The organism is Brevundimonas vesicularis (assembly GCF_900445985.1).
Lineage (GTDB): Bacteria > Pseudomonadota > Alphaproteobacteria > Caulobacterales > Caulobacteraceae > Brevundimonas > Brevundimonas vesicularis_D.
On record NZ_UAQP01000005.1, the window covers coordinates 166609 to 187889 of the forward strand.

A 21281-nucleotide genomic window follows, 5' to 3' on the forward strand; every position below is an offset into this window, starting at 1 on the left:
GCCCGACGGCTAGAGCATTCGCTGGAAGAAGCGGACGACGTCGCGGTTGAGGTCGTGATGGAAGGCGTCGCGGTCGAAGCCTGGCGTCGGGGTGCAGATTTGCGGCGCCTCGGCCGCCAGGGCCGGAGAGCAGGGCGGCAGGAAGTCGTAATGGCCTGCGCCTTCGACCCGGTGATACTCGGGCGCGGCGCCTAGGCGATCGCGGATGGGCTCGACGTTGTAGGGCGCGGGGAGAATGTCGTCGGCGCCCGCCTGCCACAGCTGAACCGGAATGCGAACGGCGGCGAGGCTGTCGGACGTGAAGGAGAAACCCAGGGCCGGGGCGGCGATGACGGCGGCCTTGATCCGGTCGTCCTTCGCACGCGGACGCCAGGTCGACAGGTCGATCCCCATCGCGTCCAGCAGACGGCAGGCGAAGAAGCCGGGATGGGCCTGGCAATGGTCGCCGATGGCCGCCGCGTCCGAGACCCCGCCGATGGCCGAGGTGACCGTGAAGCCGCCCGCCGAGAAGCCGAAGGCGCCGATGCGGTTCGGATCGACGGCGACGCCGCCCGGTTGCGAGCGCCAGTCGCCGGTCATGTAGTCGATCAGGCGGCTGAGCTGGGGCGCGCGATTGGTCAGTTGGGTGGAGCGGCTCATGTCGCGATAGTTGTCGCCGGGATGGGTCAGGGCGGCGACCACGAAGCCGGCGTCGGCCAGGGCTCTGGCGGTGTCGGCATGGCTGCGCAAGCCGCCGCCGTTGCCGTGCGAGATGACGATCAGGGGCGCGGGCCGGCCATCGGCGCGGCGGCTCGGCAGCCAGACCCCGGCCTCGACCGCGCCGTCCGGTCCGCCGGGAAAGGTGAAGACCTGGTCGGGCGCCTGCGGATCGGTCTGGGCGCGCGCCGGGCCTTCGGCTTGTGGCGCGGTCGCCTGCACGGGGGATGCGGCGCCGGCCAGAAGGGTCAGGGCCAAGCTGACGCCGGCGGTCAGTTTTTGAGGCGGGGAGCGATGGGTCATGTCGGTTTCCTTGGTCGAGCGGGCCAGGGTTCTGACCGACGGCGAGCAAGCGCCAGTCGCATTTCGCCAATGGGCGAACGGGTGCGTGGACGGGCGAAGGGTTCGACGATAGTGGGCTGAAGAGGGGAGGGCCGATGAAGCAGAACGCCGCTGACAGACTGAATACGCCGCGCGCCTGGGCCGTCGATCTGGCGGCCTGCGCCGTGACGGGGGTGGTGCTGGGCGCGGTCGGTCCCTTCGGCAGCTTCTTCAACGACGGGCTGGCGGTGCGGATCGGCTATTGGACGGCGGTTCTGGTGATCAGCGGCGCGGTGTTCGGCGCTGCGATCCGCTGGGCCTGGCCCAGGATGCGCCGCAGACGCGTGTCCATGCGGTTCTGGCTGCCGGTGCTGATCGTCGTCGCCAGCGGGCCGACCGCCGTGATCAGCCGGATGATCGCCGTGCTTATGTGGCCCGGCATTCGCCAGCGTGTCGGCTGGGTCGAATGGTATGGGCAGGCTCTGCTGATCGGGGCCGTCTATGTAGCGCTCTACGCCCTGTTGCGGATGCGGACGTCCGCTGCGGCGACGCGAGCGGATGAAGGCGATCCGGGCTTCCCGCGTACCCTGCCCGCCGGGTTGGGTCGTGACCTGATCTGCCTGCAGATGGAGGACCATTATGTGCGCTTACACACGACACGGGGGTCGCAGCTTGTTCTGATGTCGCTGTCGCAGGCTGTCTCGGCTTTGAAGGGCGTCGAGGGGCTTCAGACCCATCGCTCGTGGTGGGTGGCGCGCGCGGCCATCGTCGGGGTCGTCGAGGACGGCCGTAACCTGCGCCTGGCCTTGGCCGGCGGATTGACGGCGCCGGTGTCGCGCGCGCGGGTGGCCAACCTGCGGGCCGCGGGCTGGCTTTAGGTCAAGGGTTCTGACGGTCGTTCGCAGAAATCATCGCGCGTCACCCCTTGCGTGGGGCGGCAAGGCCTTATCTGTTGTGCGCCAGCATTCGAGGAGACCTTTTCCATGACCGACTTCAGCTATGACGCGTCCCGCCACCTGAAGAAGGGCCGGGGCAAGGTCTATGACTCGATCGTCGACACCATCGGCGACACCCCCATCGTGCGGCTGCCGCGTCTGTCGGCGGAATACGATACGAAGGCGACGGTTCTGGCCAAGCTGGAGTTCTTCAACCCCATCGCCTCGGTCAAGGACCGGATCGGCGTGGCCATGGTCGAGGCGCTGCAGGAGGCGGGCAAGATCGATCAGGACACGGTGCTGATCGAGCCGACCAGCGGCAACACCGGCATCGCCCTGGCCTTCGTGGCGGCGGCCAAGGGGCTGAAGCTGACGCTGTGCATGCCCGAAAGCATGTCGATCGAGCGGCGCAAGATGCTGGCGCTGCTGGGCGCGCGGCTGGAGCTGACGCCGGCCGAAAAGGGGATGAAGGGCGCGATCGCGCGGGCGCAGGAACTGCTGGAGACCACGCCGAACTCGATCAGCCCGTCGCAGTTCGAGAACCTGGCCAATCCCGCCATTCACCGCGTCACGACGGCCGAGGAGATCTGGAACGACACGGCCGGGGCGGTGGATATCGTCGTCGCCGGCGTCGGCACCGGCGGCACCATCTCGGGCGTGGGCCAGGCGCTGAAGGCGAAGAAGGCTTCTGTGCAGTTCATCGCCGTCGAGCCCGAGGCCTCTCCGGTGCTGTCCGGCGGCGCGCCCGGCCCGCACAAGATCCAGGGCATCGGCGCCGGCTTCGTGCCCGCCATCTATGATCCGTCGGTGGTCGATGGGGTCGAGCAGGTCTCGAACGACGACAGTTTCGACATGGCCAGAAAGGCCGCGCGGGTCGAGGGCATTCCCGTCGGCATCAGCTCGGGCGCGGCCCTGACCGCCGCCTTCCGCATCGCCGCGCGCGAAGAGAATGCGGGCAAGACCATCGTGGTGATCATCCCGTCCTTCGCAGAACGCTATCTTTCGACCGCGCTTTTCGAAGGGCTTTAAAGGGAGCATGATTCACGCTTTTTGACGCCGCCGCCGCGCGGCTTCGTCAAAAAACGATCACGCTCCAAGCGGAGCCTTTAGGCCGTTCGCGTGTTCGATATCGGACGCGCGTGCGGCTCCGCTTGGGATGAGGGACGACGCGCGGCGGATCAACAACGCCGGAGCGTTTCATGCCTGTCGCCGCCCTTCGCCTGATCGCCGTCGCCGGGGTCTCGGCCCTGGCGCTCGCCGCCTGTTCCAACAATGACGACAAGGCGGCGGTCGATCCGTCGATGTCGCCCGAGCAACAGGTCGCAGCCGCCGCCAACACTCCCGTCACCGCCCAGCCGCGCCAGATCCGCAATGTGCCGGTGGATGTGCAGGGCGTGACCGAGGTGGGCGCCACGGTGCGGGTCAAGAACGTCGACCTGGCCGAGGACGCGACCATCCTGGACGTCAGCATCTCGTTCGCCAGCGACATGACGAACAATGTGCAGATGGCGACCAACGCCACCTATATCGAACTGCCCAACGGCCAGAAGCTGCGTCTGAAGCCGCCCGAGGGCAATCCGAACATGAACATCGTCAAGGGCGACACGATGAACGGCCGCCTGGTCTTCATGGGCGCGGTGCCGGCCGGGGTGAACCAGATTTCGGTCGTGTTCAACGAAGGCTCCACCTCGGACAGCATCATCGGGCCGTTCCTGCGCATGACGATCCCGCTGACCGCACAGGCAGCTCAGACTCCGACGACCGGAGCGGCCGGATGACGGGACGACACGCGCCCGCCATGGCGGCGGCGCTGTTGGCTGCGGGTCTGACGCCCTGCGTCGCCTCGGCCCTGACGGTGCGCCTGATGAGCGGCAGCGCCATCGGCCTGCGCTCCACCTTCGAGAAAGACATGGCCGCGCCCCGGTCCACCTTCGCCAAGTCGGGGCCGGACAGCGCGCTGGAAAGCGTGTTCGTCTCGTCCGAGGTCGCGCCTGAACGGGTCGAGACGACCCGCAGCCTGCTGAGCGAACTGAACGCGCGGCGCGCCGACGGGGTGATCGTGATCGACCTGCCGGCCGATGTTCTGTTCGACTTCGACAAGGCGACGATCCGGGCGGACGCCGAGCCGGCCCTGACGCGGGCGGCGGAACTGCTGAAAAGCTATCCGCAGGCCCAGGTCAGCATCGGCGGCCATACCGACGCCAAGGGCGACGACGCCTATAACGAGGGCCTGTCGCTGCGCCGCGCGCGGGCGGTGGCGGCGCGGCTGCAACGCGAGGCCGGGCGCACCCTGGGCGCTGAGGGCTTTGGCGAGCGGAGACCCGTGGCCCCGAACGTCAAGCCGGACGGTTCGGACGATCCCGACGGGCGTCAGAAGAACCGCCGCGTCGAGATCCGAATCACGCCGCGTGCGGGAGGCTGAGCATGGGCTTGATCCCTTGCCCCGCCTGTGGGCGTCAGGTGTCGCAGGCGGCGGTCGCCTGTCCCAACTGCGGTCATCCGATCGCAGGTGACGGCGGCGGCACGTTCAAACAGGCCCTGACGCGGCCTGAGGCGGTCAAGAGCGGCTTCACCGTGCTGGGCGTCTTCGTCGCCGCGCCGTGGATCGCGCGCATCCTGGCGTTGATCCTGTTCGTCATCCTGGCCATCGTGGTGGTGGTCAACAAGAGCTGATCCGGCTCACGCCCGGTTAACCGCTCGCGTCTAGGGTGGGGGGATGGGCGATCTGGCAGCCATGATCGGGGACGAGGCGACTCCGCCGCCGCTGCGTGCGCGCCGGGCGCTGCTGAAGCGTCTAGCCGATGTCGTGTCGCTGCCCGCCAGCCGCATCAACGCTTTCGAGCGGTCGGTGACGGGCGACCTGCTGGTCGAGATGCTGCGGCTGGCCTCGCACGATGAACGCAAGCGCGTGGCCGCGCGTCTGGCGCCGCTGGCCGAACTGCCCAACAGCGTGGCGCGTATCCTGTTGCGCGACGATCCGGATGTCGCCGCCCTGCTGATCGAACAGTGCGCGTCGCTGAGCGATGCGGACATCGTCGGCTGCGCGCGCGACGCCGGCTTCGAGCACAGGCTTATGATCGCGGCGCGACGCGGTCTGTCGGAGATCGTGACCGAGACTCTCTTCTCGTTCGGCGAGATGGAAGTGATCGAGGCGGTGCTGCGCAACACGACCGCGCGCCTGTCGCAGCTGGGCATCGAGACGGTGGTGGGCCTGAGCCGCCAGTCGCCGAGCCTGTGCAGCCCCCTGCTGAAGCGACCCGAGCTGAGGCCGTCGGGCGCCTATGTCATGTTCTGGTGGTGCGCGCCCGAGGATCGCCGCACCATCCTGCAACGGTTCGCTGTGTCTCGCGAAGTCATGCAGGAGGCGTCGGAGGACGTCTTTCCCATGGCCAATCAGGAAGGCTGGTCCGACCCGGTCGCGCGCAAGGCGTTGCAGTTCATCGAGCGTCGTCAGAGGAACCGCGCCGCCGTCGAAAAAAGCCCGTTCGACAATCTGGAGCACGCGGTCATGGTCGCCGCCCGCGACGGCCTGACGCGCGAGACGGCGTCCGAGATCGCCTTCCTGGCCGGGATCAAACCGCTGACGGGCGCCAAGCTGCTGGGCGATCCCGGCGGCGAGCCGCTGGCCATCCTGTGCAAGGCGACGGGGATGTCGCGCGTCGATCTGACCAATCTCTGGCGCTCTATGCGGCGGCCCGAGACGACGGCGGACGGTCATATCCATCCCGATTGGGAGCGGGTGCAGATCACCTATGAAATGCTGGCCGTCGATCGCGCCCAGACGGTGCTGCGTTACTGGAACTGGTCCTTGTCTTCAGCCCTGACGCCCACGCTGTTGCGCGCCATTCGCGACGGCGAGGATGACGCCGTCGATGAATATTCGGCCCCAGAGCGGGCGGCGATGATGGTGCTGGCAGAAGACTTCGGCCGATAGGTCTGATCACTAAAGTCGAATGCATAGACGTGCATATCGCACCGCTTATACGCGTGTTTGCTTTCACCGCGAAACAACTCTATGACGCTATTGGGGTCGTTCGGTTGGAGAATCAGCCGAACTCAATAGATCAGGAAAGCGAAGTCCATAATGGAAGATAAGCCCGAACTGCTGGAAATGACCGCAGACATCGTGTCGGCCTATGTCGGCAACAACTCGGTCTCGGCAGAGGCCTTGCCTGCGCTTATCGCCAATATTCACGCGGCGCTGTCGGGCGTGTCGAATGGTCCGGTCGAGGCCGAACCTGAACCCAAGGAACCGGCGGTGCCGATCCGCAAGTCGATCGCGCCCGATTTCCTGATCTGCCTGGAAGACGGCCGCAAGTTCAAGTCGTTGAAGCGTCACCTGCGCACCAAGTACGACATGAGCCCCGAAGAATACCGCGCCAAATGGGGTCTGCCGAAAGACTATCCGATGGTCGCCCCGAACTACGCCAAGGCGCGTTCGGAACTGGCCAAGTCGATGGGCCTGGGCCAGGGCGGCCGCAAGCCCGCCCGCGCCGCCGGAACCCGCGCGAAGAAGTAAAACGGATCAGTTTCGGTCTGGAAACGCCCGCTTCCGACAGGAGGCGGGCGTTTTCGTTTTGGCGGCACGAGCATTCTCCCTCCCCGGCGGGGGAGGGTGGTCGCGTAGCGACCGGGTGGGGCCGGCCCGGCAGGGACTCACTTTCTTGAAACAAGAAGGATGGTGGGACGTCGCTTGCCGTCCCCACCCGGCTTCGGCTGCGCCTCAGCCACCCTCCCCCGCAGGGGGAGGGAGAGGTCAGTGAGGCGTTACGCCGCCTGGGCGGTCCGGCGCATGCGCCAGAAGCGCAGGGTGCGAAGCGCCGCGTCGCGGGTCAGTTCGCCGTACAGGCGGCCGTAGGCTGCGGCCTTGCCCATCGGATTGTCTTCCGACCCCAGAATGGCCACGGCGTAGGTCAGATAGACGGCGCGGTCCATGTCGGCCGCCTTGCAGACCACCGACAGGGCGTCCAGGTCCTTGCGCTCGACGATGCCGCGCGCGGTGTGGAAGTCGATTTCGGCCAGTTTCGACAGGGCGATCAGGAACTGGGTCTTGGCGTTGGAGCGCAGGAAGCGGATCAGGGTCTGGGGCGTCAGCTGCCCGGCCGCCTGAAGTTCGTCGATATAGGCCAGATTCTCGACGTAGTCGGCGGGCAGGGAGCCGTCGTGGGTGGCGACGCGGGTGCGGCCGGCGGTCAACGCCGCCTCCAGCAGGGCCGGGTCCATACGGGCGTTCTGTTCCAGAATCTGGTGACGCAGGCGGGCCTCGACGACGAAATACATCTCGTTCAGCAGGTCGGCGGGCAGGCTCTGGCGCTCGACCGTGGCGGCGTGCAGCGCCGGATTGGCCTTGGCGCGTTCGACGGCGGTTTCGGACGCCGCGCGCGACAACCGGGCGCCGTCGTTTCGCAGCAGGGTGTCCAGCGTGTGGTCGTCGCCGTGTTCGACGATGACGTCCGAGACGGCCTCGGACACGGTTGCACGGCCCGAGACGGCGCGCAGATGGCCCTGGCTGCGCTTGCGAACGATCTGGATCAGGTCATCGTCGGTCAGGACGGTGGAGGCGCGCAGCACCTCTTCAGCGACTTCGATCTCGTCGTCGGCGAAGCGTCGGATCAGGCTGTGGGGCGCATTGGGCGCGTGGGCGAACCGCGCGGCCAGCTCGGCGCGAACCGCGACCTCCATCTCGTCGGACAGCTTGGCCAGCACGGCGCCGTAAAGCACGTTCTCATTGGCGTTGGGGGCGGGCACGCCGAAGAAATGCTCAGTCAGTTCGCGCAGAAGCAGGCGGCGCTTTTCGCTGGACTCCTCGCTGGCCAGGGCGATGAGTTCGGGCAGGCGCGAGCCCTTGATCTCGGCAGGTTCGATCACGGCGCGATCGCTCATGGCAGGTTGTCGGCTTCGGTCTGGGGCACGGCGCGCAGGGAACCGTTGGCGTTGCGGATCAGGGCGGGCGGACCGTCGGGCTGGGCCAGGTCGCTGGACTGCGGCGTCTGGGCCATCTGGACGGGCAGGGCGTCGAGGTAGGTCTGCTGCGGCGCAGGGATGGCGTCGGGGTGACGACCGGCCTGGCGGTGGACCGAATAGTAGCGGGCGCTGTTGTCGCCGGCGACGGGGGTCTGGGCGCCCTGATCGCTGGCGGCGACGGCGGCGGCGTCCAGCGGCGCGCCGGCCTGGGGCCGTTGCAGGCGATAGATGGGGGCGTCCCGGCGCGGGGCCATTGGGTCGGCGACCGCCGCCTGAGCCGGCTGGGGCGCGGGTTGGGGCTGGGGCTCGACCTGGGCGGCCTGTTGCGGGGCAGGCGCAGGCTCGGCCTGCATCTGAGCTTCAGGCTGACGCTGAGGCGCGGAGGCTTGCGGTTCCGGAACATAGGGCGAGGGCGCGACGCGCGTCGCCTGCGCCGGGACGGTTTCGACGGGTGCGGCCTCTACGGGTGCGGTCTGCGCAGGCTCGGCCGGCGTCGGCGCACGCTGGGGCATCCAGGCGCTGGCGGGCGTCAGGCCGTTGCTGCGCGGCGTCGTGACCGAGGGGGTGACCGAAGGGGCGGGCGACAGGCGGGCCAGGGGGATGGCGCCGGGCAGGGTGCGATTGGCGGCGGTCAGGGTCGGGGCGGGCGCTTCGGCCTGGATGACGGCGGGCGTCGGCGTCGCGCGGGCGGCGACCGGCGGCTTGCCGGGCCAGGACAGGTAGCGCAGACCCGACGCGTTGGTCGGCGCCTGTTGCGCCACGGCGGCGCCGGCCGCCAGATTGACGGCGGTCAGGACGATCGAAACTGCGAGGGCGCGGCGCATGGCGGCTCTCCGGAGAGGAATTCCAGCGCACACACTAGGGATCGACCCCTTAATCCCGCGCTAATGTGAAGCCGGGATTCGACAACGACTGCGTGTCAGCCGCGACCGGGCAGATAGTTGTCGGTGAAGGCGTCGCGCCAGTTCAGACCGGCTTCGTAAACCCCCGCTTTCGAGGTCACGTCGAAGAAGGCCTGCCAGCGGTCCTCGGTCAGGGCGCCCAGGCCGTAAAGCGCCGCGTCGCCGCCGTCGACGATGGCGTGGTCGCGTAGGCGTTCGCGGGCCTGATCCAGCACCGCCTGGGTCATGTCCGGGTTGTCCTTGCGGATCAGGGCGTCGGCGGCCGAGGCGTCGCCGCGGATATAGTCGCGCCACCCTTCCGCCGAGGCGGCGATGAAGCTGCGCAGGGCCGCCGCATTGTCGCGGGCGAAGGCGTTGGGCGCCAGGACCATGGCGGCGTAGGAGGGATAGCCCTCGTCGGCCAGCAGAAAGACGCGCGGGTCGAAATCGGCCGCCTGTGCGATGGCGTAGGGGTCGCTGGTCAGATAGCCCTGCTGCACCGCCCGCGCATTGGCAAGGAAGGCCGTCGGGTCATAGGCGAAGGGGCGCAGCTGCTCGTCGGTGAAGCCGTATTTGGCCTTCAGCCAGACCCAGAAGGTGCTGATCCCGGCCTCGGACAACAGGAAGGGCCGGCCGGCCAGATCGGCGATGGTCTCCAGCGCTGCGTCGGGATGGGCCATCAGGACCTGTGGGTCCTTCTGGAAGAAGGCGGCGACCGCCTTCACCGGCGCGCCGGACGCGACCAGGTTCAGGGGGATGAAGCTGTTGGAGCCCATGCCCAGCTCCACCGCGCCCGAGGCCAGCAGGTGCGGCACGTTCACGCCCGGCCCGCCCTGGACGATCTGGACGTTCAGCCCGCGCTTCTCATAGGCCCCGCTGGCGAGCGCCTGATAGAAGCCGCCCTGTTCGGCCTGGGCGCGCCAGTCGGTGGCGAACCGCAGGCGCACCCGGCCCTGTTCGTCGACCGGCGCCTCGGCCCGCCCGCAGGCCCGAAGCCCGATCGCTCCCGCCGCCACAGCCGCCCCGCCCGCGATCAGCGCACGGCGACGGGTCAGCAGGCGATTCCCCAACAAGCTCATGCCCCTGACTTACGGGGCGATAGGGGCCTTGGGAAGGCGGGGCGTCAGTCGGTCGCGTTGTCGGCGCGCATATTGTCCGAACGACATGAGGCCAGTAAAAAGGACGCTCCACGGAGCGCCCTTAACAAGGTGCATCGGGGGTCCGTTAACCGCGAGCGGCGCAGCCGACCTGATCCCGATGTTTCACTGGCAGATATAGTGCTAAGCGTTGCCGATGTCAAAGGGGTTGTCGGATCAAGAAATCGCGTTGGTCGCGTCCTGGCTGTCGTCGGAGCGCCTAGCCGCATTTGTGAAGATAAGCGGCACTGAACGTGACGCATTCGAGCTGCATCAACAAATGATGGCGGTCGCGGGAGCGCTGATGCCTGTGATCGGGCTGATCGAAATCGCTTTGCGCAACTCGATTTGTGATCGCCTGCGTAAGCATTTCGACGTACCGGACTGGTTGAATCATCCTCCAGCACCATTTGCTTGGCGGGGCGAAGAACTGCAAAGCCTGAATCGCGCAGTCCGGCAAGGACAGAGGGCTGAGTACGCGAAGCTGAACAATGCAGAAAAGCGCGCACTCGATGAAGTGGCTTTTCCGATGGGAATACCAGCGGGCATCAGTCACGAAGACCGCTCGAAGGCTAGGCAGAAAGCCATTCGGGTCACACAGGGGCAGCAGATCGCCCAACTGACCATTCTGTTTTGGAAGCGTCTGTTTTCAAATGATTATGAAGCGACCTTGTGGGCGCGATCTCTCAAGCGGCTTTTTCCGAACAAGACGCTGACGAGAGGCCAGATCGCGGCAGAACTGGAGCATGTCTACCAAGCGCGAAATCGGATTGCGCATCATGAACCGCTGTATGGTCGGCGTCTGGGGAATACCCTGCTCGCCATCGATTTTCTAGCTCAGAATTTTGAGACCAAGACGCCAGGGCCGGATTCTGTTCTAGCGAAAGCTACAAGCGCGGAGCGTGAACGTCTTCAGACGGAGGCGGATAAGCTCAAGGCCATGCTTGAGCGCTTCGATGTATCTTCGGGCTGAGGTAAACCCCAATTGAGCGAGGGGACGAAGCGTTCGGGCGGACCCGTCAGCTTCGTCCCCTCGCCAAGTCCGGGTTGGACTTGGCCGTTCGGGTCTGGACCTTGGCGTCGGCGTCGTTTCGGGCGAACCCGAAAGGGCGGTCAGCTGTATCCTGTCGCGCTCCTGGTCTTCAGCGTTCCGCGGCATTTTAGTCCGCGTCGTCCGTCGATCCCGATCCGGTTCTCCTGTCTGTCGTCGATCCGAAGACCGTCGAGGACCGGAGCCTGGATCCCGCCTGTCGCACGTTACGATCCGAAGATCGCCCGAAGCGCCGGGTCGGAGAGCCGGGCCGGTTCGCTGGAGGTCCAGGTCTCCCTGGATTTCCGCTGCCCCGTGTCCCTTGGCCTGTTGACGTTCGGACGAAACCGGCTATGAGGCAAGCGCCCGAACTCGCCCCGATGTGCGTCATTGGCCCGGCGGCGGTGGACAAGCCTGTGAACATCGGTGGACGGATCAAATTCGCGATTGCGGATCAGCGACTTGCCTTGTCCACAGAAACCCGGCGATAGACGCCTATGTTCGGTGTCGGACACATTGCGTGCAACCCAGCGGGGGCGCTTCGGGTTCTAGGCGCAGCGGACGACGGTCCTCGGGGGAATTGAGTGTCTATCAGCGGGTCTGACCACGCCTTGTCTATCGGTATCAATCGCAGCCAATTGGCGCAGATGTTCGCGCATGCGCCGGGGTTCATGGCGCTTCTGGCTGGGCCGGAACACCGGTTCGAGCTGACTAATCCAAACTACCAGAAGGTGATCGGCCACCGCGAGGTCGTCGGGCGCACGGTGGTCGAGGTGCTGCCCGATGCGGTGGCGCAAGGGTATCTGGAGCTGCTGGACCAGGTTTACCGCACTGGCGAACCGCACCGTGCCGAAAGCGCGCGGTATGCCGTTCAGGCCGAACCGGGCGGCGAGGTGGTGGAGCGTTACCTCGACTTCGTCTACCAGCCGCTGAAGGACGCCCAGGGTCAGGTCTGGGGCATCTTCGTGCAAGGGATGGACGTCTCGGATCGCCACCGGGCGGACCAGGCGCTGGCGCTGAGCGAAGCGCGATACGGCGCTGTGTTCGAGGCGATGGCGACGGGCTTCTGCGTCATCGAGATGAAGTTCGACGCGGCGGATCGGCCGGTCGATTACAAGATCGTCGAGGGCAACAAGGCCTTCGAGGAAATGACCGGCCTGGTCGATCCGTACGGCAAATGGGTCAGCGAGATCGCGCCGGGGCTGGAGCAGCACTGGTTCGACCTGTACGGCGGGGTGGCGCGCACAGGCGAGCCGGTCCGCTTCGAGAACCCGGCCGACATCTTCGGTCGCTGGTATGACGTGCAGGCGCTGCGGATCGGCCAGCCGGGCGCCTGGCAGGTCGCCATCCTGTTCAACAACATCACCGAGCGAAAGCAGAGCGAGACGCGTCAGAACGCGCTGCTGGAGCTGAACGACGCAATCCGCGACCTGACCGACGCCGGCGACATCGCACAGGCCTCGGCCCAGGTTCTGGCCCGCACCATGGGCGTCAGCCGGGCGGGTTACGGTACGGTGGACACGGTCGCCGAGACCATCACCATCGCGCGCGACTTCAACCAGCCGGGCGTGAGCAGCATCGCCGGCGTCCTGTCGTTCCGCGACTACGGGTCCTATATCGAGGACATCAAGCGCGGCGAGACGGTGGCGATCGACGACGTCGCCCTCGATCCGCGCACGGCGGATACAGCCGAGGCCCTGAGGGCCATCAGCGCCGGGTCGTTCGTCAACATGCCGCTGATGGAACAGGGGCGGGTCGTGGCGATGGTGTTCGTCAACCATGCGACGCCCCGCCATTACACCGATAGCGACCTGCGCCTGATGCGCGACGTGGCCGAGCGGGTTCGCACGGCGACCGAGCGCGCCCGAAGCGAGGCAGCCCTGCGTGACAGCGAGGCCCAGTTCCGGGTCTTCGCCCAGGCCACGCCGATCCAGATCTGGGCCAGCTGGTCGGATGGGTCGCTGTATTGGTTCAACCCCCAGGTCTATGCCTACTCCGGCCTTGCAGAGGGCGCGTTGGACGGCACGACCGGGTGGGGCAAGGTCGTTCACCCGGACGACCTGGACTGGGCGTCCGAGCGATGGGTACAGGCCCTGGCCAGCGGCCAGGTCTATGAGAACGAGTTCCGCATACGCCGCCACGACGGCGTCTATCGCACCTTCATGGTGCGGGCCGAGCCCGTACACGACGAAGAGGGGCGGATCCTGCGCTGGGTCGGCTCCAACACCGACATCGAGGACCTGCGCCGTCAGTCGGCCGAACTGGCGCGGTTCAACGAGACCCTGGAAGAACAGGTCGCCGAACGCACCAGCGCCCTGATGCAGGCCGAGGAGGCGCTGCGCCAGAGCCAGAAGATGGAGGCGGTCGGGCAGCTGACCGGCGGCATCGCCCACGACTTCAACAACCTGCTGGCCGGCATCAGCGGCAGCCTGGAACTGATCACCAACCGGATCGCGCAGGGGCGTCATGCCGAGGTAGAGCGGTTCACGGTGGCGGCGCAGGGGGCGGCGAAACGGGCGGCGGCCCTGACGCACCGGCTGCTGGCCTTCTCGCGGCGTCAGACCCTGGATCCCAAGCCGACCGATCCCAACCGCCTGATCCGCGGGATGGAGGATTTGGTGCGGCGCACGACCGGGCCGGGCATCGAGGTCGAGGTGGTCGCCGGCGCCGGCCTGTGGCCCGTGCTGATCGACGCGCACCAGCTGGAAAACGCGGTGCTGAACCTGTGCATCAATGCGCGCGACGCCATGCCAAGCGGCGGGCGTCTGACGATCGAGACCGGCAACCGCTGGATCGACGCGCGCACGGCCAAGGCCCAGGATCTGGAGCCGGGCCAATATGTCTCCATCTGCGTCAGCGACACCGGCACGGGCATGGCGCCCGAGGTGGCGGCGCGCGCGTTCGAGCCCTTCTTCACCACCAAGCCGCTGGGCGAGGGGACGGGCCTGGGCCTGTCGATGATCTATGGCTTCGTGCGCCAGTCGGGCGGGCAGGTGCGGATCTATTCCGAGGCGGGCGAGGGGGCGATGGTGTGCCTGTATCTGCCGCGCCACTTCGGCGAGGTGGACGACGCCGATCTGATCCCCGAGGTCGAACAGGCCCCGCGCGCCCAGGCCGGCGAGACGGTCATGGTCGTGGACGACGAGCCGACGGTGCGGATGCTGGTCGCCGAAATCCTGCATGAGCTGGGCTATCAGTGCATCGAGGCGTCCGACGGCGTGGCGGGGCTGAAGCTGCTGCAATCCGGTGCGCGGATCGACCTCCTGGTGACTGATGTGGGTCTGCCGGGCGGGATGAACGGGCGTCAGATGGCGGATGCGGCGCGGATCGATCGGCCGGACCTGAAGGTGCTGTTCATCACCGGCTATGCCGAGAATGCGGTGGTCGGCAACGGGCACCTGGATCCCGGCATGCACGTCATGACCAAGCCCTTCGCCATGGAGGCGCTGGGCAGTCGGATCCGCGAACTGATCGAGGCGAGCTAAAGCCGGGCGCTCAGCCAGGTGCGGATCGCCTTGCGGGCGCCGCGCGCGGCCGGGCCGCCGAAATGCAGGAAGCCGTGCGGGGTCTCGGGCACGCGGATCAGGTCGGCGTCCGAAGCCTCGCCCCAGCGGGTGGCCATCAACAGACTGTCCTCGAACAAAGGGTCCTGTTCGCCGGCGAGGAACAGGGCGGGCGGCAGGCCGGTCAGGTCGGCATACAGGGGCGAGACGTCGGGCTGGCGCAAGGCCGCCTCGTCGCGATCCGGCGCCAGGCGCGCCAGATCGGCCTGCATCGTCGGGCCATTGAACAGCAGGGTCTCTGGCCCCGCAGAGCGCACGCTTTCGGTGCCCGACAGGTCGAAGACGCCGTAGGTGAAGACGCAGCCCTTCACCAGATCGATCAGCCCCTGGTCGCGCAGGGCGACGGCGGTCAGGGCGGCCAAATGCCCGCCGGCGGATTCGCCCGCCAGAAACAGGGTCGAGGCGCCCAGTCGATCGACATTGGTGACCGTCCAATAGGCGGCGGCCAGACAGTCGGCGATGGCGGCGTCGATATAGATCTGACGCCGCTCGGACAGCAGGCGATAATCCACCGAGACGACGCAGAAGCCGTGGTGGGCCAGATGGGCGTTCAGCCGATCGTTCAGCCCGGCGCTGCCCAGCACCCAGCCGCCGCCGTGGATGTCCAGGATGACGGCGCGGGGCGTGCCCGTCGGATGGAGGATGCGCAAAGGAACGGGGTGGTCGCCGTCCGTCTGGACGATCTCGACCGTGACGCCGCGCTTCCTGAGACGCGGCGTGGTGACCCGCCCGGCGGCCGCGTCCAGCCACAGCGACAGCCGCTGGCCCGCATCGATCCGCCAGCCGTCGGTGCGCAGACGCGGCGCGCGGGCGAGGACGGCGTTGATCCGCCCCACCGCCGCCTGCTGGGGCGGGGCGAACTCGACGAGGTGGCTACGCAGGGTCATGAAGCTTGAGTGTGCGGCGGCGGGTTTGGTTTCAAGTCCGGGCCTTTGGCGCAGCCTCGTCAGCCACGACAAAGCCGGTTATCGTCCGCCCCATGAAACGGCTCACCCCCTTCGGCGTCCTGTTGATCTTTGGCCTGATCGGGCTTTTGACGGGCAAGTTCGGCCCGTGGTTTGCGTTCGGCCTGGTCGCCTGCATCGCGGTCAGCGTGACGCAGAACCGGGGCCCGGCGAAGACGCCGCCCGGGGATCAGGACAGTCAGGGTTAGGACCTCAAGCCGTCCTCGCCGGGTGACCAGCCGTTCGGTCCCTACCCCGCCAGGGCCGCCTTCTTCTCTTCCAGCTCCAGCCATTCCAGTTCGGCGGATTCCAGGTCGGCGCGGGCTTTTTCGGCGGCCTTCATGGCGGCGTCGAAGGCCTTGGGGTCGCGGGCGTAGAGGCCGGGGTCGGCCAGGGTCGCATCGTGTTTGGCGATGGTCGCGGGCAACGCATCGATCAGGGCTTCCAGCTCCTTGAGGCGGTGGGCGTCCTTGAAGGAGAGTTTGGCGGTCTTCTTGGGGGCGACGGCGGGCGGGGGCGCCGCGGCGGCGCGCTGGGCGGCGGCCTTGTCCTGGGGGCGGGGGTTCGAACCGGGCTGAAGGAAGCCGGGGTTCTGGCGGATGAAGTCGGTCCAGCCGCCGGGGGTCTCGACGATGTCGCCGCGTCCGTTCAGGGCCAGGGTCGAGGTGGACAGCCGGTCGATGAAGTCGCGGTCGTGGCTGACCAGGATCAGGGTGCCGTCATAGCCCTCCAGCAGCTCTTCCAGCTTGTCCAACGTGTCCATGTCCAGGTCGTTGGTCGGTTCGTCGAGGATCAGCATATTGGCCGGCTTGGCCAACGCCCTGGCCAGCAGCAGGCGGTTGCGCTCGCCGCCCGACAGGGTCGAGATCGGTTGGCGCAACTGGGCCTCCGAGAACAGGAAGTCCTTGGCGTAGGCGGCGACGTGTTTGGACACGCCGCGCACCAGAATGCTGTCGCCGCCGCCCGGCGTCAGGGCGTCCCACAGGGTCATGTCCGACTTCAGCCCCTCGCGCGACTGGTCCAGATAGACCGGCTCGAGGTTCGCGCCCATGCGCACCGTGCCTTCGTCGGGCGCGAGTTCGCCCAGCAGGGTCTTGACCAGGGTGGTCTTGCCCGCACCGTTGGGACCGACGATGCCCAGACGGTCGCCGCGGATGATGCGGGTGGTCAGGTCCTTGAACAGGGTGCGGCCGTTGAAGCCCTTTGAGACGTGCTTGATCTCGGCGACCAGCTTGCCCGAGGTCGAGCCGGAATCGACGCCGAGATAAAGCTCGCGCGGCACGTCCTTCATCTTCTCGGCGCGCTCGGCGCGCAGCGCCTGAAGCGAGCGGGCGCGGCCCTCGTTGCGGCTGCGGCGAGCGGTGATGGAGGAGTAGAAGGTGGCGGTCTCGCGCTCGATGGTCTTGGTCAGGCGGCGAAGGGATTCGGCCTCTTCCTCCAGCACCTTGGAGGACCATTCGTCGAACTCGACGAAGCCCTTGTTCAGGGTGCGGACCCGGCGGCCTTCCAGCCAGTGGACGGTGTTGGTGACGCGGTTCAGGAAGGCGCGGTCGTGGCTGACGACCAGCAGGGCGAACCGGGCCTGGATCAGCTCGTTCTCCAGCAGTTCGATGGCCAGGATGTCGAGGTGGTTCGTCGGCTCGTCCAGCAGCAGCAGGTCGGGTTCTTCGGCGAAAGCCTTGGCGAGCGCCGCGCGGCGGGTCTCCCCCCCCGACAACCCTTGAGTGGACTTCGCCGGGTTCAGGCCGAAGGTCTCCAGCCAGCTTTCGGCCGTCCAGGTCTCGGCCTCGCCCGACGACGCATAGTCCAGCAGGGTTTCGCCGGTGATGACCGGCTCTTGCGGCACATAGGCGAAGCGGACGGCGGACTGGATGGAGCGGTCGCCGCTGTCCGGCTCGATCAGGCCCATGACGACCTTCATCAGGGTGGATTTGCCTGCACCATTGCGCCCCACGAGGGCGGCGCGGCTGCGCGGTTCGACCGCAAGGTCGACGCCGTCGAAGAGGGGGCGCTGGCCGTCCTGAAGACGGACGTCCTTGAGTGCGACGAGAGGGGGTCTGGCTGCCATGGGCGGCCATATAGAGGAGGGCCGGGCGAACCGCCACGACCTTTGACATTTGACAGTTACCGTCCGGTTGGTATGTAGTGCGAATGGACAGCACCACACGCCGCCGCGCGCCTGACGACACCCGCGCCGAGATCATCGAAAAGGCCCTGGAGGTCGCCGCCGAACTGGGGGCGTCAGGCTTTACCCTGGATGCGGTGGCGGCCCGCACGAGCGTCAGCAAGGGCGCTGTGCTGCATCATTTCCCCAGCAAGAACGCACTGCTGGCAGGTATGGTCGATCATCTGGGGGCCATGCATGTCGACAGCGTGCTTGCGGAAGCGGCGCGTGATCCCGAACCCTATGGTCGAAGCGCCCGCGCCTATCTGAGGGTCACGGTCAATGAGCCGGTGACGCCGCAGGACGTCAGTATCGGCCGTGTTGTTCTGGCCGCCTTCGCCATCGATCCCAGCCTGGTGCTGCGCTGGAAGGCCTGGATGGACCGGATCAAGATCGATGACCCCGAGGATCCCGTCGGAGCCGACGACGCCTTGATGCTGCGGCTTCTGGCCGATGGTCTGTGGGTGTCGGATTTGTTCGGAATGCATCACGTCTCGACCGAGCAGCGGAAGGCCCTGTTATGTCTGCTGACGCCAGGGCACACGATCATGGCCAACGATCTGTGAGCCCGCTTACCTGGGCCGCGCTGCTGGGCGCCATCGCGCTGGAGGTGGCGGGGACGACGATGCTGCAGGCCTCGCAGCAGTTCACGCGGGTCTGGCCCACGGCGGGCATGGCGGTCTGCTACGGCCTGGCCTTCTATCTGCTGTCGATCGCCTTGCGGCAGATGCCGGTGGGGATCGCATATGCGATCTGGAGCGGGCTGGGGGTGGTGCTGATCTCGGTGATCGGGACGGTGGTGTTTCGCCAGCGGCTGGACCTCCCGGCGATGGTCGGGCTGGCGATGATCGTTGGCGGAGTGGTGGTGATCAACCTGTTCTCGAAGACGGTCGGGCATTGAAACGATCCTCCCCTGCGAAGCGGGGGAGGGGGACCGCGAAGCGGTGGAGGGGGCGGAAGCGGGCTGGGTGTCAGACGGGCGGCGCAGCGCGCGTCCTTGCCCCCTCCACCACGCTACGCGAGGTCCCCCTCGTGAACGGGGGAGGATCTAGAGGGACAGGATGAATTCGGCGACGGCGTCCGGGTCGTTCAGGACGGCGGTGGCGGGGATGTGGATCGTGCGGACATCCTTGTCGGCCAGCCAGGCATCGCGGCGGGCGTCGCGGGCGAGGTCGTGCTGTTGGCCGTCGATCTCGATGCAGAGGCGGTCGCTGGGCCGATAGAAGTCCAGGATGAAGGGGCCGAGGGCGTGCTGGCGGCGGAATTCGCCGCCTCGAATACGCTGCCAGATCAGGACTTCCGGCAAAGACATCGACCGGCGGAGACTTCTGGCGCGTTTTTGGGTAAGGACCGGCGCTCTCATGGAGCGTATCACCATCACAAGCTGTGCTTTTGGCAAGGGGATGCGTCGCGCATGGTGCGGCGCCCGCCCCCTTCACCGCTACGCGGTCCCCCTCCCCCGCAGGCGGGGGAGGATCTGATGGCGCCCTACTGGGAAACCAAGACCCTGGCCGAGATGTCGCCTTCCGAGTGGGAGGGGCTGTGCGACGGGTGCGGGCTGTGCTGCGTGATCCGGTTCGAGGACGAGGATACGGGCGAGGTCATTCCGACGCGGGTGCATTGCAAGCTGTTTGATCCCGAGGCCTGCGCCTGTTCGGACTATGCGAACCGCAAGGCCCAGGTGCCGGACTGCATCAAGCTGACGCCCGGCAATATCGAGGCGTTGGAGTGGATGCCCAAGTCGTGCGCCTATCGCCGGCTGCACGAGGGGCGGCCGCTGGCCAAATGGCATCATCTGATCTCGGGCAGTCGCGAGACGGTGCATACGGCGGGCGTGTCGGTGCGGGGCCAGACGATTTCGGAGCTGTCGCTGGCCGAGCCGGAGGATGCGCTGGATTTCGAGGCGCCGGAATGGACGGTCGAACGCGGCCGGGAGCGATAGGGTAGCGCCCCCTAGCCAGCGCAATGACGCTGGTTGAAAGGCTGCGAAAACAAGCCATTGGCGAATTATGTGGGCGTTCTTCTGGCCTGAGGACGCTGGTCCGCTATGGTTTGGGCATGACGGGAAATCGGGAAGACGGAGAGGGCGGCTGCGGGGGCGCGCGCGAGACGGCTGCGTCCTGCGCCGGGTGGATGGAGCCCCTGTTCCTGATGATGAAGGCCAAGATCGAGGAGACGGCCAAGAGCGTCTGCGAGACGGACGTCAAGGACGCCGCCGTCGCCGAGAAGGTCGCGCGCCAGATCGGGGTGATCGCGCGGTCGGCCAAGGCGGTCGAGGCGATGCGACTGCTGTGCCTGAGCGACAACGAAGAGGACGAGATGGGTGGACGAACCTACGACCCCGCCGAGGACGAGCGAATCCGACAGGAACTGGTCGTCGAGCAAGAGCGGCTTGATCGGATTCTGGAAGAGAAGAACGCTGAGGCAGCTGAAAGGGCGCGAGCTAAGGCTGCATCGCAGCCATTGTCGCGTGGCGAAGCATCAGTGTTCGCCAACGGATGACGACCTGAAGACCTGGCTACTGCTGGGCGGCCGGGGATCGGGAAAGACGTTCGCCGGGTCGGTCTGGATCGACATCATGGCGCGCGAACTGCCCGGCATCACCCTGGCGCTGGTCGGACCCGCCCTGCATGATGTGCGCGAGGTGATGGTGGAGGGGGCGTCGGGGATCAAGGCGCTGGCGGAGCCGGGCGACCGGCCGCGTTGGGAAGCGGGGCGGCGTCGGCTGGTGTGGAAAAATCAGTCGGCGGCCTATGCGTTTTCGGCCGAGGATCCCGACAGTCTGAGGGGGCCGCAGTTTCATGCCGCCTGGGCGGACGAATTCTGCGCCTGGCGACGCCCGGAGATGGTGCTGTCGAACCTGAGGTTCGGACTACGGCTGGGGGCCTCGCCGCTGCTGGCGGTGACGACGACGCCCCGGCCGATCCCTGCGCTGAGGCGGTTGATGGCCGAGGCGGGGACGGTGACGGAACGGGCGGCGACGGCGCTGAACGCGCAGAACCTGTCGCCCGGCTTTCTGGCGCATCTGAACGACGTCTATGGCGGGACGCGGCTGGCGGCTCAGGAGCTGGAAGGCGTGGTGGTCGAGGGCGAGGGCGCCCTGTTCCGCATCGCGGACCTGAAACGGGCCAGGGGCGCGCGACCTGTCGAACTGGACCGGATCGTCGTGGCGGTCGATCCGCCGGCGACCGCGACCGGAGACGCCTGCGGCATCGTGGTCGTGGGGCGAAAAGGTCGCCACGCCTTCGTGCTGGCCGACCGGACGGTGCAGGGACGCTCGCCCCAGAGCTGGGGCGGGGCGGTCAGCGCGGCGGCGCACGAGTTCGGCGCGCACGAGGTGGTCGCCGAGAGCAATCAGGGCGGCGACATGGTGCGCTCGGTCCTGGCCATCAGCGCGTGTCCTTGCCGGATCGAGATGGTCCACGCCTCGCGGTCCAAGGCGGCGCGGGCCGAGCCGGTGGCCCTGCTCTATGAACAGGGGCGGGTGGTCCACTGCGACGCCTTCCCGGCGCTGGAGGAAGAGATGCTGGCGCTGGGCAGCGAAGGGGGACCCAGCCCGGATCGGGCCGACGCCCTGGTTTGGGCGATCACGCGGCTGATGCTGGGGCCGCAGTCGGCGGGACCGCGATTGCGGGGATTGTGACGAA

Annotated in this window: 22 protein-coding genes; 15 read left to right on the forward strand and 7 right to left on the reverse strand. The window is 67.4% G+C overall.

The features are described from left to right. Positions 1-9: 9 nt before the first annotated feature. Complete coding sequence (locus DT343_RS00945) at positions 10-999, reverse strand: alpha/beta hydrolase family protein (protein WP_112861395.1); 990 nt, start codon at positions 997-999, stop codon at positions 10-12. Positions 1000-1133: 134 nt separating this feature from the next. On the opposite strand from DT343_RS00945, the gene DT343_RS00950 reads away from it, so the two are divergent. The 7 genes from DT343_RS00950 (at position 1134) to DT343_RS00980 (ending at position 6471) form a co-directional block, all read left to right on the forward strand. Continuing rightward, the gene (locus DT343_RS00950) at positions 1134-1895 is read left to right on the forward strand and encodes a LytTR family DNA-binding domain-containing protein (RefSeq protein WP_112861396.1); all 762 of its coding nucleotides are present in this window, start codon (positions 1134-1136) and stop codon (positions 1893-1895) included. A 105-nt stretch (positions 1896-2000) separates the two neighbouring features. Continuing rightward, complete coding sequence (cysK, locus tag DT343_RS00955) at positions 2001-2981, forward strand: cysteine synthase A (protein ID WP_017505835.1); 981 nt, start codon at positions 2001-2003, stop codon at positions 2979-2981. A gap of 170 nt (positions 2982-3151) precedes the next feature. After that, positions 3152-3730, forward strand: coding sequence for a hypothetical protein (locus tag DT343_RS00960; protein ID WP_112861397.1), 579 nt, complete (start codon positions 3152-3154; stop codon positions 3728-3730). Further along, the gene (locus tag DT343_RS00965) at positions 3727-4374 is read left to right on the forward strand and encodes an OmpA family protein (protein ID WP_112861398.1); all 648 of its coding nucleotides are present in this window, start codon (positions 3727-3729) and stop codon (positions 4372-4374) included. Before DT343_RS00960 ends, DT343_RS00965 begins: the two co-directional genes overlap by 4 nt. Before the next feature lie 2 nt (positions 4375-4376). Continuing rightward, a complete protein-coding gene (locus tag DT343_RS00970; protein ID WP_112861399.1) occupies positions 4377-4625 on the forward strand; it encodes a zinc-ribbon domain-containing protein in 249 nt (82 codons plus the stop codon). Positions 4626-4668: 43 nt separating this feature from the next. Then, the gene (locus tag DT343_RS00975) at positions 4669-5886 is read left to right on the forward strand and encodes a DUF2336 domain-containing protein (protein ID WP_112861400.1); all 1218 of its coding nucleotides are present in this window, start codon (positions 4669-4671) and stop codon (positions 5884-5886) included. Positions 5887-6036: 150 nt separating this feature from the next. After that, positions 6037-6471 carry a MucR family transcriptional regulator gene (locus DT343_RS00980; RefSeq protein WP_055753018.1) on the forward strand — a complete coding sequence of 145 codons (435 nt, stop codon included), beginning with the start codon at positions 6037-6039 and terminating at the stop codon, positions 6469-6471. A 248-nt stretch (positions 6472-6719) separates the two neighbouring features. Here the strand turns inward: DT343_RS00980 and DT343_RS00985 are convergent, their stop codons facing one another. The 3 genes from DT343_RS00985 to DT343_RS00995 form a co-directional block, all read right to left on the reverse strand. Further along, entirely contained in the window at positions 6720-7835 is a 1116-nt protein-coding gene (locus tag DT343_RS00985) for a DUF2336 domain-containing protein (protein WP_112861401.1), read from the reverse strand. Beyond that, positions 7832-8740: a hypothetical protein gene (locus DT343_RS00990; RefSeq protein WP_112861402.1), complete on the reverse strand. Its 909-nt coding sequence runs from the start codon at positions 8738-8740 to the stop codon at positions 7832-7834. The genes DT343_RS00985 and DT343_RS00990 overlap by 4 nt, the downstream gene beginning before the upstream one ends. 95 nt (positions 8741-8835) lie before the next feature. Further along, the gene (locus tag DT343_RS00995) at positions 8836-9876 is read right to left on the reverse strand and encodes an ABC transporter substrate-binding protein (protein WP_112861403.1); all 1041 of its coding nucleotides are present in this window, start codon (positions 9874-9876) and stop codon (positions 8836-8838) included. 214 nt (positions 9877-10090) lie between these two features. Here DT343_RS00995 and DT343_RS01000 point away from each other — a divergent pair, with 214 nt between their 5' ends. Then, entirely contained in the window at positions 10091-10906 is an 816-nt protein-coding gene (locus tag DT343_RS01000) for a hypothetical protein (protein ID WP_112861404.1), read from the forward strand. 668 nt (positions 10907-11574) lie between these two features. After that, entirely contained in the window at positions 11575-14448 is a 2874-nt protein-coding gene (locus DT343_RS01005; protein ID WP_220116410.1) for a PAS domain S-box protein, read from the forward strand. On the opposite strand, the gene DT343_RS01010 is transcribed toward DT343_RS01005, so the two are convergent. Next, the gene (locus tag DT343_RS01010; RefSeq protein ID WP_112861405.1) at positions 14445-15413 is read right to left on the reverse strand and encodes an alpha/beta hydrolase; all 969 of its coding nucleotides are present in this window, start codon (positions 15411-15413) and stop codon (positions 14445-14447) included. The two genes, DT343_RS01005 and DT343_RS01010, sit on opposite strands and share 4 nt — an antisense overlap. 92 nt (positions 15414-15505) lie before the next feature. On the opposite strand from DT343_RS01010, the gene DT343_RS17390 reads away from it, so the two are divergent. After that, on the forward strand, positions 15506-15679 hold the full coding sequence (locus tag DT343_RS17390) for a hypothetical protein (RefSeq protein ID WP_181669094.1): 174 nt from the start codon (positions 15506-15508) through the stop codon (positions 15677-15679). Positions 15680-15720: 41 nt separating this feature from the next. On the opposite strand, the gene DT343_RS01015 is transcribed toward DT343_RS17390, so the two are convergent. After that, positions 15721-17538, reverse strand: coding sequence for an ABC-F family ATP-binding cassette domain-containing protein (locus tag DT343_RS01015; protein ID WP_112861406.1), 1818 nt, complete (start codon positions 17536-17538; stop codon positions 15721-15723). An 83-nt stretch (positions 17539-17621) separates the two neighbouring features. Here DT343_RS01015 and DT343_RS01020 point away from each other — a divergent pair, with 83 nt between their 5' ends. Both DT343_RS01020 and DT343_RS01025 read left to right on the forward strand, forming a co-directional pair. Beyond that, complete coding sequence (locus DT343_RS01020) at positions 17622-18200, forward strand: TetR/AcrR family transcriptional regulator (protein ID WP_112861407.1); 579 nt, start codon at positions 17622-17624, stop codon at positions 18198-18200. After that, positions 18197-18535, forward strand: a complete 339-nt coding sequence (locus tag DT343_RS01025; protein WP_112861408.1) for a DMT family transporter — start codon at positions 18197-18199, stop codon at positions 18533-18535. The genes DT343_RS01020 and DT343_RS01025 overlap by 4 nt, the downstream gene beginning before the upstream one ends. Positions 18536-18682: 147 nt before the next feature. On the opposite strand, the gene DT343_RS01030 is transcribed toward DT343_RS01025, so the two are convergent. Continuing rightward, the gene (locus DT343_RS01030; protein ID WP_112861409.1) at positions 18683-19012 is read right to left on the reverse strand and encodes an endonuclease domain-containing protein; all 330 of its coding nucleotides are present in this window, start codon (positions 19010-19012) and stop codon (positions 18683-18685) included. 102 nt (positions 19013-19114) lie between these two features. Here DT343_RS01030 and DT343_RS01035 point away from each other — a divergent pair, with 102 nt between their 5' ends. From DT343_RS01035 to DT343_RS01045, 3 genes are all read left to right on the forward strand, one after another. Further along, a complete protein-coding gene (locus tag DT343_RS01035) occupies positions 19115-19576 on the forward strand; it encodes a YcgN family cysteine cluster protein (protein WP_112861410.1) in 462 nt (153 codons plus the stop codon). A 116-nt stretch (positions 19577-19692) separates the two neighbouring features. Continuing rightward, positions 19693-20136: a hypothetical protein gene (locus DT343_RS01040; protein WP_112861411.1), complete on the forward strand. Its 444-nt coding sequence runs from the start codon at positions 19693-19695 to the stop codon at positions 20134-20136. Next, entirely contained in the window at positions 20105-21277 is a 1173-nt protein-coding gene (locus DT343_RS01045; RefSeq protein WP_112861412.1) for a DNA-packaging protein, read from the forward strand. The genes DT343_RS01040 and DT343_RS01045 overlap by 32 nt, the downstream gene beginning before the upstream one ends. Positions 21278-21281: the final 4 nt, after the last annotated feature.